The sequence below is a fragment of the Amycolatopsis sp. NPDC059021 genome, from assembly GCF_042739895.1.
Classification (GTDB): Bacteria; Actinomycetota; Actinomycetes; order Mycobacteriales; family Pseudonocardiaceae; genus Amycolatopsis.
The window spans coordinates 20666-31777 of record NZ_JBHYIQ010000104.1; the positions used below are offsets into that span (position 1 = coordinate 20666).

The 11112-nt window shown below is 71.3% G+C and carries 17 protein-coding genes; 9 read left to right on the forward strand and 8 right to left on the reverse strand.

Translation table 11 applies throughout. The features are described from left to right. The first annotated feature begins 93 nt into the window (after positions 1–93). Together ACFWX1_RS39650 and ACFWX1_RS39655 are read left to right on the forward strand one after the other, a co-directional pair. The gene (locus tag ACFWX1_RS39650; protein ID WP_378395003.1) at positions 94–726 is read left to right on the forward strand and encodes a TetR/AcrR family transcriptional regulator; all 633 of its coding nucleotides are present in this window, start codon (positions 94–96) and stop codon (positions 724–726) included. A gap of 55 nt (positions 727–781) precedes the next feature. After that, complete coding sequence (locus tag ACFWX1_RS39655; RefSeq protein WP_378395004.1) at positions 782–1102, forward strand: hypothetical protein; 321 nt, start codon at positions 782–784, stop codon at positions 1100–1102. A gap of 6 nt (positions 1103–1108) precedes the next feature. Here ACFWX1_RS39655 and ACFWX1_RS39660 read toward each other — a convergent pair whose 3' ends face one another. After that, positions 1109–1525 (reverse strand): SRPBCC domain-containing protein, encoded by a 417-nt coding sequence (locus ACFWX1_RS39660; protein ID WP_378395005.1) that lies wholly within the window; start codon positions 1523–1525, stop codon positions 1109–1111. A gap of 73 nt (positions 1526–1598) precedes the next feature. Beyond that, the gene (locus ACFWX1_RS39665; protein WP_378395006.1) at positions 1599–1862 is read right to left on the reverse strand and encodes an ANTAR domain-containing response regulator; all 264 of its coding nucleotides are present in this window, start codon (positions 1860–1862) and stop codon (positions 1599–1601) included. A gap of 169 nt (positions 1863–2031) precedes the next feature. Between ACFWX1_RS39665 and ACFWX1_RS39670 the strand changes: the two genes are divergently transcribed. Genes ACFWX1_RS39670 through ACFWX1_RS39680 form a run of 3 tightly spaced genes read left to right on the forward strand, consistent with a single transcriptional unit; the run spans position 2032 to position 3792 of the window. Next, positions 2032–3114 (forward strand): WD40/YVTN/BNR-like repeat-containing protein, encoded by a 1083-nt coding sequence (locus ACFWX1_RS39670; RefSeq protein WP_378395007.1) that lies wholly within the window; start codon positions 2032–2034, stop codon positions 3112–3114. A 2-nt stretch (positions 3115–3116) separates the two neighbouring features. Beyond that, positions 3117–3401, forward strand: a complete 285-nt coding sequence (locus tag ACFWX1_RS39675) for a MoaD/ThiS family protein (protein WP_378395008.1) — start codon at positions 3117–3119, stop codon at positions 3399–3401. A gap of 49 nt (positions 3402–3450) precedes the next feature. Continuing rightward, a complete protein-coding gene (locus tag ACFWX1_RS39680; RefSeq protein ID WP_378395009.1) occupies positions 3451–3792 on the forward strand; it encodes a cupin domain-containing protein in 342 nt (113 codons plus the stop codon). Here ACFWX1_RS39680 and ACFWX1_RS39685 read toward each other — a convergent pair. After that, entirely contained in the window at positions 3749–4693 is a 945-nt protein-coding gene (locus tag ACFWX1_RS39685; RefSeq protein ID WP_378395010.1) for a DMT family transporter, read from the reverse strand. The genes ACFWX1_RS39680 and ACFWX1_RS39685 overlap by 44 nt on opposite strands. 39 nt (positions 4694–4732) lie before the next feature. On the opposite strand from ACFWX1_RS39685, the gene ACFWX1_RS39690 reads away from it, so the two are divergent. Further along, entirely contained in the window at positions 4733–5251 is a 519-nt protein-coding gene (locus ACFWX1_RS39690; RefSeq protein WP_378395011.1) for a MarR family winged helix-turn-helix transcriptional regulator, read from the forward strand. Between the two features lie 5 nt (positions 5252–5256). On the opposite strand, the gene ACFWX1_RS39695 is transcribed toward ACFWX1_RS39690, so the two are convergent. The 5 genes from ACFWX1_RS39695 to ACFWX1_RS39715 all read right to left on the reverse strand — a co-directional run bounded on the left by ACFWX1_RS39695 (position 5257) and on the right by ACFWX1_RS39715 (position 8187). Further along, positions 5257–6147: a S1 family peptidase gene (locus ACFWX1_RS39695; protein WP_378395012.1), complete on the reverse strand. Its 891-nt coding sequence runs from the start codon at positions 6145–6147 to the stop codon at positions 5257–5259. A 161-nt stretch (positions 6148–6308) separates the two neighbouring features. Continuing rightward, positions 6309–6773, reverse strand: a complete 465-nt coding sequence (locus ACFWX1_RS39700; RefSeq protein ID WP_378395013.1) for a hypothetical protein — start codon at positions 6771–6773, stop codon at positions 6309–6311. Between the two features lie 34 nt (positions 6774–6807). Further along, complete coding sequence (locus ACFWX1_RS39705; RefSeq protein ID WP_378395014.1) at positions 6808–6933, reverse strand: hypothetical protein; 126 nt, start codon at positions 6931–6933, stop codon at positions 6808–6810. Positions 6934–7003: 70 nt separating this feature from the next. Beyond that, the gene (locus ACFWX1_RS39710) at positions 7004–7687 is read right to left on the reverse strand and encodes a ubiquinol-cytochrome c reductase iron-sulfur subunit (RefSeq protein WP_378395015.1); all 684 of its coding nucleotides are present in this window, start codon (positions 7685–7687) and stop codon (positions 7004–7006) included. Continuing rightward, positions 7684–8187, reverse strand: coding sequence for an RNA polymerase sigma factor (locus ACFWX1_RS39715; RefSeq protein WP_378395016.1), 504 nt, complete (start codon positions 8185–8187; stop codon positions 7684–7686). Before ACFWX1_RS39715 ends, ACFWX1_RS39710 begins: the two co-directional genes overlap by 4 nt. A 217-nt stretch (positions 8188–8404) precedes the next feature. On the opposite strand from ACFWX1_RS39715, the gene ACFWX1_RS39720 reads away from it, so the two are divergent. The 3 genes from ACFWX1_RS39720 to ACFWX1_RS39730 all read left to right on the forward strand — a co-directional run bounded on the left by ACFWX1_RS39720 (position 8405) and on the right by ACFWX1_RS39730 (position 10724). Beyond that, positions 8405–9673, forward strand: coding sequence for a vanadium-dependent haloperoxidase (locus tag ACFWX1_RS39720; RefSeq protein WP_378395017.1), 1269 nt, complete (start codon positions 8405–8407; stop codon positions 9671–9673). Positions 9674–9728: 55 nt separating this feature from the next. Next, the gene (locus tag ACFWX1_RS39725) at positions 9729–10379 is read left to right on the forward strand and encodes a peptide deformylase (RefSeq protein WP_378395018.1); all 651 of its coding nucleotides are present in this window, start codon (positions 9729–9731) and stop codon (positions 10377–10379) included. Between the two features lie 69 nt (positions 10380–10448). Beyond that, positions 10449–10724 carry a DUF2087 domain-containing protein gene (locus ACFWX1_RS39730; protein ID WP_378395019.1) on the forward strand — a complete coding sequence of 92 codons (276 nt, stop codon included), beginning with the start codon at positions 10449–10451 and terminating at the stop codon, positions 10722–10724. Positions 10725–11112 lie beyond the last annotated feature (388 nt).

The window sequence follows — 11112 nt, forward strand, 5'->3', positions numbered from 1 at the left end:
CCGGGGCGGAACTTGAGGCAGAATCGGTCGTCTCAGGAGGTGATCGTGGAACCTGCGCTGTCCGCCCTCGGGGCGGCCTCAGGCTCGGAATCGATGCTGGAACGCGCATATACCGAGGCTCTCGAACGGGTCGACGACCACGACGACACCCGCACGCGCATCCTCGACGCGGCGTACGAGCAGTTCTGCCGGATGGGCATCCAACGGTCCACAATGGAGGATGTGGCCCGGCGGGCGGCGGTTTCGCGGATCACGGTCTACCGGCGGTTCGCCACGAAGGACACCCTAGTCGAACACGTGGTGCGGCGGGAGTTCCGCCGGTACTTCGACCAGTTCCTGATCGACATCGAGCGCGCCGAGACGGTCGCCGACCGGGTGGTGCTGGGTTTCGTGAGCTCGTTGCGCGCCATCCGCGGCAACCCGCTGATCGGCGGCCTCATCGCCGCGGAGCCAGATCTGTTCGTGTCGTCGATGACCAATGACGGCGGCCGGACGCTCGCCACCGTGCGGCAGTTCGTCGCGGGCCAGCTCCGCCACGAACAACGCGCGGGCACCGTGGACCGCGAGGTGGACGCCGACCGCGTCGCCGAAATGATGGTCCGCGTCTCCGCCTCGTTCCTGGCCATTCCCAGTCACCTCATCGATCTCGACGACGACGAGCAGGTGGCCGCGGTGGCCCGGCAGTTCCTCGTCCCCATGCTGCGGCCGCCCGGAAAGCCACACTGACCGCCTCCGGCGCGTACCCTCGCCTGGGCGAGGTCTATCCGGGGAGGGGCGTCCGGTGTTCGTTCACGTCGGCGGTGACGGCGCGGTCCGGGTCGAGCAAGGCGACGACTGCACGCGGCTGCACATCGCCACCGCTCTGGACGCGGCGGCAACGGGGCAAGCGCTGTGCGACGCGGGTCTCGGCGGCCCTGCCGACCAACCGGACAGTGCCTGGCTTTCGGTAGAAGCCTTGCGCGAGAACGCATCGCGCGGTTCCGTCGGCGCGGACTGGCCCGAGCGCTGGGACGCGATGATCGCGTACGCGGAGCGCAAGGGCTGGCTCGCGGCGGACGGCACGAAGGTCGCCGCCCACATCGAATATCCCGCACCGGCCTGACCGGGGTCAGCCGGCTTCCACCGCGGCTTTCAGCGCCCGCACGATCCGCTCGTATTCCGCCTGGATGGCCTCGTACTGCTCGGCGATCACGGTCGCGGCCAGGGAGCCGGACCACGTTTCCGTGTCCGTGTAACGGCTTCCGCCGCTCGCCAGCGGTTCGAGCTCGAAGCTGTGCCGCCCCAGCAGAACGTCGGGCACACCGCCCAGCCACACCAGCCGCCGCGGCGCGAGCGCCTCGACGATCTCGGCGGTGAACGATTGGTCACCGGCGACGCCGCCAGACACCCTCAGGTTCAGCTTCGCCCCCGGAACCGCTTCGGGCACCGGCTCATGGACGGTTATTGTGGGATGCCAACGGGAATAACGACCGAAGTCGGCAAGAACCCGCCACACCGCCTCGGGCGGTGCCGCGATGTCCACCACGGTCCGGATCCGCGAACCCTGCGTCATGGGACACGACGGTAGCCCCGCCGAGGTCCGGTGCCGACCGATTTTCCTAGTCGGTCTTGGCCTCCGGCAGGGTGCTGAGCACCGATCCGGCCACGGTGCGCAGCCGCAGCCGCTGATCGCGGGCGCGCTTCCGGAGACGGATGAACGCCTCAGGCAAGGGGATCTGGTACCGCTCGGCGAGTACCCCCTTGGCTTGTTCGATCACGATCCTGGTGTCCAGCGCGGTCTGCAGCTGGGTGACGAGCCCGCGCAGGCGCTCCAGCTCGGCGAGCTCTTCGTTTCCGGTGTCGGATCCGTACCCCGAAACCATGTCGTCTCTCTTCCCCGGCGCGGAAGTGACCGATGACCTGGTCTGCCAGTTCCATGCATACCCGAACGGGGGTGGACGTAACTACCCCGGCAGGGCGGAAACCGGTTTTGTCGGTGCGGCGGGGTACCGTGCCCTCCTGTGATGCACGTCACTACAAGGAGGGCGTCGGATGGCTGTACTACTCGCGATCGGTACCCGCAAGGGCTTATGGCTCGCGACCAGCACGGATGGCAGGGCGAGCTGGGAGCTGACCGGGCCCCACCATCCCATGACGGAGGTCTACGCGGTCGGCATCGACGTCCGCCGCGGCACGCCGAGACTCCTGGCCGGGGTCACCAGCGAGCACTACGGGCCGAGTGTCGCCACGAGCGATGATCTGGGCGCGAGCTGGCAGGAACCCGGCCACGCCCCGATCGCCTTCCCGGAGGACACCGGGGAAGCGCTCGCCAGGGTGTGGCAGCTGGCGCCCGGCCCGGCGGGCGAGCCGGACGTGGTCTACGCCGGGGTCGAGCCGTCGGCGTTGTTCCGCTCCGCCGACGGCGGCCGGACCTACGAGCTGGTCCGCGGGCTGTGGGACCACCCGCACCGCGAGCACTGGACGCCGGGAGGCGGCGGCAAGGCCATCCACACGGTGATCCCGCACCCGGCGACGGCGGGCCGGATCACCGTCGCGATGTCGGCCGGCGGTGTCTACCGCACCGAGGACGGCGGTGCTTCGTGGCAGGCGCGCAACACGGGGATCAAGGCCGTGCACGTCCCCGACCCGTATCCGGAGTACGGCCACTGCGTGCACAAGGTCGCCACGCATCCCCAAGCGCCGGAACGCTTCTACGCCCAGGTGCACCACGGCGTCTACCGCAGCGACGACGACGCGGCCAGCTGGCGCTCCATCGCCGAGGGCCTGCCCAGCGATTTCGGCTTCCCGATGGTGGTCCATCCGCGCCGGCCCGACGTGATCTACACCTTCCCGCTGGTGGCCGACATGCGTCGCTTCCCTCCGGACGCCCGGTGCCGGGTGTACCGGAGCGAGAACGCCGGGGAGAGCTGGGAGGCACTGGGCCCCGGGCTGCCGGACGGCTTCTGGGCGGGGGTCATGCGTGACGCGATGTGCACCGACGACGCCGAGCCCGCCGGGGTCTACTTCGGCTCGCGGACGGGCGACGTCTACGCCAGCCGCGACGAGGGCGACAGCTGGCGGCTCGTCGCGTCGCACCTGCCGGATGTGCTGTGCGTCCGGGCCGCGACGGTGTGACGATGCGGGTCATCGTGTTGCTTCCCGGAGTGCTGCGGGAGAAGGCGGGCGGGCAGGGGCGTCTGGTCGTCGAGGTCGGCGAGCCCGCCACCTTGGGCTCCCTGCTCGACGTACTGGCCAAGGAGCATCCCGCGCTGGAACGGCGGCTGCGTGACGAACAGGCCGGGTTGCGCCGCTACGTCAACTTCTTCGTGGACGGCGAAGAGTGCCGTCGTTCCGGCGGCTCCGGTACCCCGCTCCGGGAGGCCGTCGAAGTCCAGATCATCCCGTCGGTGGCAGGAGGCTGATCATGCGCCAGAAGAGATTCAACACTGTCTCGCGAAGCGAGGCGATCGCATGAGCGAATGGGCGCCGCTCACGCACGTCGAAGGGCTGGAACTTCTAGGCGGGCACGGGCGGGTCCGGATTCCCCTCCGGACGGACCACGGCGTCCTGCTGGAGATCGAATATCCCACGGGCGTGTGTTCGCCGGTCCACGCGCACGAGCACGACAGCTTCGTCCATCTGCTCTCCGGCCGCCTCAGCGGCACGCTTTCCGGCCGGACGGTGCAGGTGCTTCCCGGGGAGTCGCTGCTGCATCCGCGGGGTGTCCCGCATTCGGTCGAGGCGATGGCCGACAGCCGGTGGCTCGAGTTCAAGGCACCGGCCCCCGATCTCGCGCGGACGCTCGGCCGGTAGCCGGAACGCACTGTCCACTCAGGACTTCCGGGTCCGGGGCGCGGCGGCGGAACCGGCGGGCGAGCGGCTGGCCGAGCAGCAGCCCGGCCAGCACCAGCACGATGCCGAGCACCTGCCGCGTGGTGAGGCTGTCCCCGGCCAGCAGGGTGCCGAGCAGCACGCCGGTGACGGGGTTGAGCAGCCCGATGAGTCCGACGGACGCGGCGGGCAGGTGCTTGAGTCCCGCGAACCACGCGGTGAAGGCGACAGCGGTCGCGACGACGGTGACATACGCGAAGCCGAACAGCATGTCCCCGTCGAGGGCCGGCGGGGCGCCCTCGACCACGATCGCGGGCGGGATCAGGATGAGGCTGCCCGCGATGAGCTGCCAGGCGGTCGACGCGAGGACGTCGACCTCCCCCGCCCATCGTTTCGCGAGGATGTACCCGATCGACGACAGCACCATGGCGCCCACCGAGGCCGCCACGCCGAGCAGGTCCACCCGCACCGCCGCGGTCAGCAGCATCAGGCACGCCCCGGTGATGCCGACGACCGCGCCCGCCAGCGCCGGGACCGCGGGCCGCTCGGCGGCCAGCAGCCAGGCCAGCAGCATCAGCACCACCGGCGAGGTGGCCATGATCATCGAAGCGAGGCTGGTCGGCAGCCGTTGCGCCGCGACGTAGATCAGGGTGAAGAACGCGCTGGTGTTCAGCGCGCCGAGCACCAGCGACTTCCCCCACCACGATCCGCGCGGCCGCCGCCGGCACACCGCGAGCAGGAGCAGTCCGGCCGGCAGCGCGCGGAGGATCGCGCCGTACAGCGGTACCCCCGCGGGCAGATGTTCGTGGGTGACGAAGTAGTTGGTGCCCCAGGCGATCGGCGCGACGGCGGTGATCAGGCTCCACCGCAGAGTACCTTCCATGGAAGCTACAATAGCTTCCCGGGAAGCTACTATGGAAGGGTGACCGCACCGCTGGACCATGTCGCCCGCATCCAGGCCGAATGGGCGCGCGAGCGTCCCGATCTCGACGTCAGCCCCCAGGGCGTGATCGGCCGCCTGCACCGGGTGGCCGCGCTGCTGACCGACCGGCTCTGCCTGGTGTATCACCGCTACGGCCTCAGCGAGGGCGAGTTCGACGTCCTGGCCGCGCTCCGCCGGGCGGGCGATCCCTTCGAGCGGGCGCCCGGAGAGCTGGCGGCGTTCACCATGGTCACCACCGGGGCCATGACCAAGCGGCTCGACCGGCTGGAACGCGCCGGGCTGGTCGCGCGGCGCCCCAGCACGACCGACGGGCGCGGCCGGGTGGTCGCGCTGACCCCGGCGGGGCGGGAGTTGTTCGACAAGGCGTTCACCGAGCACATGCGCAACGAGCGGCGGCTGCTGGACGATCTCACCCCGGCCGAAGCCACCCGGCTGGAACACCTGCTCACGGGCTGGCTCGCGCGGCTCGAAGCACCGCACCCGCCCCGCACCCGGTAGCCCGGCTACCGCGCGGTGCCGCCGGTCTGCGTGCGGATCCAGTCGCTCAGGATGTCCACCCGCGCGATGATCTCGCGGCCGGGCTGGGGGCACGGCGGGCCGCTGTTCTCGATGGCCACCAGGCCCCCGGTCCGGTCGTCGCCGGAGACGAAGTACGGCGAGCCGGAGTCGTCGGCGCACGGGCTGTTCTCCACCGTGCGCGGCACCACCGGCAGCGCTTCGAGGGTGGTCGGCGCGATCTTCGCGACGGTGAACTCCCCGCGTTTGAGGTGGTCGGACGGGGCGACGACGGTGGCCGAGGTGGACCCCCAGCCCGCGAACCGCAGCCGCTGGCCCACGTCGGGTGCCTTGTCCGGCAAGGTCAACGGGACGACGTCGTCGATCGCGGTGCTCAGCTTCGCCACCGCGAGGTCGTTGACCGGCGACTGGCGGACGTCCACCACCTGCGCGGTGTGCCCGCCGGGATCGCTGTCCTTCAGTTTCCCGACCGTCACGGTCATGTGGTACCGGGGTTTGCCGCCCACCCACGCGCCGTTGATGTCGTGGAAACAGTGTCCGGCCGTGATGATCCACTCGGGGGCGATCAGCGAACCGCTGCACGCGCCGCTTCGCACGCCGCCACCGCGTACCGGGATGTCCGACGACGTCAGCTTCGCGTTGAACGGCAGGACCTGGCTCACCGCCGGGCGGCCGGCGGTCGTCTCCGGGGGCGCGGTCGTCTCCGGGGCCGGGGCCGTCGTCGACGCTGCCCTCGCCTGAAGAGTGTGGTCGGCCCTGGTCATCGCCTCTGTCTCACCGGTGGTGACACTGGCGAAGGCGCCGCCGACGCCCGCCAGCACGGCGGCCGCGAGCGCCCAGAGCCGCCGGGTCGACAAGCCTCCCGCATTCGTCCTCATGTCCTATAGCACGCATGACCGCGTCTTGCGGTTCCGCCGCGTCACCGCCGGTGCACCTCTGTGCACGAAAGTTTCCCGATCTGACGTGGGCATTCCCACATCGGGGCGGGGCGTGCCCGCCGGTCTCCGGCACCACCGGGCACGCCCCGCGTTCGGTGCGGTCACGGGGAGAGGGGACCGCACCTGTCCGGCGCCGGGGGCAGATCGACCGCCCCGTCGATGACTTCGCCGGTCTCGTGCCGGACCGCGTGCGCGGTCATGTGCTGTGGCGTGTGGTGCACGGCCGGATTCATGTGGACTTCCCTGATTCCGCCCACTGTGGACACATCGTCCGGATTGCTGAAGAACACCGTGCCGTTGTCGGCGAAGGTGACCGTCCAGTGCTGACCGGCACCCTGGGTGTTGATCTGGAACTCCTCGCCGACGACCAGTTTCCCCGGCACCGGGCCGTCGTCGTCATAGGCCGACTTGAGCGTCCACGTGGTGCCCAGCGTGCCGGTGCCCGCCGTCGAGACCGCCGGCCCGCACCGGCGCCCGCTCGCCTGGGCCGCCGGTGCGGTGACCACACCGGCGATCACGGCCGCGGCGGCCGCCGAAAGCACCGTGGCGGCAATAGCTCTTCGCATCGTTTTTCCTTCCCCTGAAAGGCTTTCCGAACCCTCACCAACGAATACGCGGACGGGTTACGGTCAGCACCCGCGGGGTGTGCAGGCCGCTCATCATCTGCTTGACCCGGCCGGACTGCGCCGGGGTGGCGAGAGGGGTGAGGTCGTTCCACCACGTCACGGTGGCGCCCGCCTTGACCGTGACGTCACCCGACGCGAACGCGAAGTCCTTTATGGACTATGCGCCCTGGTTACGTCTCTTGTGGGGGGACGAGCACTTCCACCACCCCGGCGGATTCCCGGACCACCAGCCGGGGCAGCGGCGGCGGCTTGACCGGGAGCTGGTGGAACAGCACGGCGCCGTCGACGGCGAACGCCGTCCGGTGGCACGGGCAGTTCAGCCGCCGGGCCGGACCGTCCAGTGCCAGCCGGCAGCCCAGATGCGTGCACGTCGCCGACACCGCCCGCACCTGTCCGTCCGCGCGCTCGACGAAACCTGCGACGGACCCGAAGTCGAACGGCCGCACTCCGCCCTCGGGAAGATCCTTTCCGGCCACGACCGCCCGCCATTCCCCGTGTTCCGGCCGCAGCGTCCGGTCCGGCGGCGGAGGCGCGGCGGCCTCCTCGCCGCCGCTGGTCACCAGATGGTCGACGCCCGCGCCGAGCACGGCCGCCGCGGCGGCGGTCGACGTCAGCCGGACGAACCGCCGCCGGCTGCCGCCCCTGGACGGCGCCTCGTCGCCCAGTTCGGCGGCCAGCCGCCGGTGCAGCCCGGCGACGAACTCCTCGGTGGGAGCGCCGCTTCCGGGGCGGGCCGCGCGCAGCCGGACGGCCACGCGCAGCTCCGCCTCGTCACCGGCCCCGGCGTCGAACCGGCGGGGACGTCGTTGCCGCAGCAGGTCTTTGACGAACCGGCGGACTCCGCGACTGCTCACGTTCCCATCCTCTCCGCCACCGCCGCGGCCTGGCGCAACGCCCGGTGCTGCAGCACCTTCGCGTTGCCGACGGTGATGCCCAGCTCGGCCGCGGCCTCCTTCAGCGAACAGGCCTCCAGGAACCGCAGCCGCAGGATCCGCCCGTACCGGTCCGGCAACTCCGCCAGGATCGCCTCCGCCCGCGCCAGCTTCCCCGGATCCTCCGTCCCGGCTTCGAGAACCGCGACGTCCCGCTCTTCGTCCAGCGCGGTGATCTCCCGGCCGAGCGTGCGCCGCCAGTGCGTCGCCAGCACCGTGCGCGCGGTCGCCAGGAGATACGCCCGCACCTCGCCGGTGCTCGCCGAAACACGCAACGGCTTGAGCGCGAGCAGGAAGACCTCGGTCGTGAGGTCCTCGGCGTCCGGCCGGTTGCCGACCTTCGCGAACATCAGCCGGTAAACCCGCTCGACATTGTCGCGGTACACCGCCTCCCAGTCCGGGTAGGCATCGGTACCGACCACCCGCAGCCGCGCGGGTCCTTGCGGCTCCGCGTCCGTTTCTCCCTCTCGGGCTGTCTTACGCCGTGTCCCGAAACGTCTTCCCACCGGTCACCATCCGGCCTACCGTCCTCGTCGAACCCCGCCGTCCGAGTAATACGCACGCCGGTTACACCGGCTGCGCGTAACCCGGCGCCGTACTCACGGACGACCACGTTTCGCAACGACGGGAGCCGAAGAAGTGACCATTCCCCTCTCACGCAGACGCCTGCTCGTCGCCGGTGGCGCGACCGCCGCGGCCCTCGCCCTCGGCGGCGGCGCGCCCGCCATGGCCGCCGGTTCGGGGCAAGGCGGCGCCGACCTCGTCGCCGCGTGGAACCGGACCCTGCTCCGGATCCTGCGGACCCCGGGGGCGCATCCCGCGACCGTGCATCCCACCCGGAGTTTCGCCATGCTGCACACCGCCGTCCACGACGCGGTGGTCGCCGCGGGCGGGACCGGTCGTCCCGCCCTGATCGCGGTCGACGCGCCGCGGTCCGCGTCCCCGGTCGCGGCGGCGGCGCAGGCCGCCCACGACGTCCTGACCGGGCTGTACCCGGCGTCCGCCGGTGCGCTGGACGCCCAGCTGGCCGCCGACCTGGCGACCGTGCCCGACGGGCGGGCGAAGACGGCGGGAATCCTGACCGGGCAACGGATCGCGCGGCTGATCGCCGGGCGCCGCGCGAACGACGGGTCGGGCGCCACCCCGCCGGTCCTGCCGCCCGGCACCGAACCCGGCCAGTACCGGCCCACTCCCCCGGCGTTCGCCCCCGCCGTGTTCACCCACTGGGCGGCCGTGACCCCGTTCGTGCTCGACCGGGCCGGCCGGTTCCGGCCCGGCCCGTACCCGCCGCTCACCAGCGCCGCCTACGCCGAGGCGGTCAACGAGACCGCCCGGCTGGGCCAGGACACCAGCACCGCCCGCACCGCGGACCAGACCGTCCAGGCCCGGTTCTGGGCCGCGCCGATCTGGAACTACTGGAACGAGATCGCCCAGAGCGTGGTCCTCGGCACGCGAAGCGGCCTGTCCACCGCCGCGCGCGTGTTCGCGGAACTCAACCTCGCCTTCGCCGACGCCGTGACCGCCTTCTACGACGCCAAATACCACTACCGGATCTGGCGGCCGATCACCGCGATCCGCCTCGCGGACACCGACGGCAACCCCGATACCACCGGCGACCCGAACTGGACCAGCCTCGGCGTAACCCCCGCCGATCCCTCCTATCCCGGCGCGCACAGCGTCATCGCGCAGACCGGAGCCGAGATCCTGCGCCACGAGTACGGGCCGTGCCACGACGTGACCGTCACGTCCGAGGTACTGCCCGGCACCGTCCGCACCTTCGGCTCCTTCCAGGACATCTCCGACGAAGCGGGCACCAGCCGCCTCTTCGCGGGCGTCCACACCCGGCTCGATCACAACGCCGGGCGACGTCTCGGGCATGACGTCGCCCACGCCGTTCTCGACGCGTAGTCGCGGCGCGCCGGCGCTAGACTCGGGGTGCCCGCCTCGACCCGAAGGGACCGGTTTGCCCACGCCCTCCTTGATCGACCTCGTCGACGCGTTGCTGGCCGGCCCCTCCCCCGCCCCGATCGTGACCGCGGGCGACCCGGTGCTCAGGCGGCGGGCCGAGCCGTACGACGGCCAGCTCGGCGACGAACGGCTCGACGGTCTCCTCGGGTTGATGCGCACCACCATGCGCGAGGCGCCCGGCGTCGGCCTCGCGGCACCGCAGATCGGGATTCCGCTCCGCATCGCGGTGCTCGAGGACCGCGCCGAGATTCTGCGGAACGTGCCCGCCGAGACGCTCCGCGCCCGCCGCCGTGTTCCTCAGCCGTTCCGGATCCTGGTCAACCCGCGGTACGAGGCGGTGGGCTCCGGCGTCGCCGCCTTCTTCGAGGGCTGCCTGAGCGTTCCGGGGTGGCAGGCGGTGACGACGCGGCACGAGCGGGTCCGGCTGCGCGGCCAGGACGAAACGGGCCGTGAACTCGACGAAGAGGTCGAGGGCTGGCCCGCCCGCATCGTCCAGCACGAGACCGACCACCTCGACGGCATGCTCTACCTGGACCGCGCGGAGACCCGGTCGCTGTCCACCAGCGCGCACGTGCTGGAGCGCTGGGCGGATCCGACGCCGGAAAACGCTTCCCGCGCACTCGGGTTCCCGCTGCCGGGCACCTGAGAAGGTCCATTTCGGACAGTCGGGAAAACCGGTTCACGGGCCTGCGCGGTGCGAGGTACCGTCGGCGCTATGGCCGACCCGCTCGAAGCGTTGTTCAGGCACGGACGGCTCGTCGCGATCCCGCGCCGGGGCAAGCTCCGTCGCGCCCTGCTCGTCCGGCTCGCCGAAGAGTTCGAGCCGGGCGTGCTCTACACGGAGAAGGACGTCCGCGAACGGCTCGCCCCGATTCACGACGACCATGCCGCGCTCCGCCGCCACCTCGTCGACGAAGGCCTGCTGCAGCGCAGCCGGGACGGCGGCACCTACGGACGCCCCGCCGAATCACGCGGCGACGCAAGTCCGTGAAGGACTCCTTACCGGCACTTGAATCCGATACCGCCGCGCGCAGCTCGGTAAGTTCTTTGTGGACAATGGTGCTCTGAAGGGGCCTTGCAGGCAGCGGCACCCGTCGCGAACGGAGCGTTCGGGACGCTCAACGTCCCCAACGGAGCGTTCGCGACAACCGCGCGACACCCAGCACAACCCGACCAACGCCCCGAACGACGCGTTCGCGACGCTCAACGTCGCCAACGGAGCGTTCGCGACACTGGGGCAGGTCGCCCAGCCCCGCCGAATCACGCGGCGACGCAAGTCCGTGAAGGACTCCTTACCGGCGCGGCGTGGCGGGTAAGTGTTAATTAAAGTAGTTGGGAGGGCCCCGGGCCCGGCGCGGGGGTTGGCAGTGGGGGGAGCC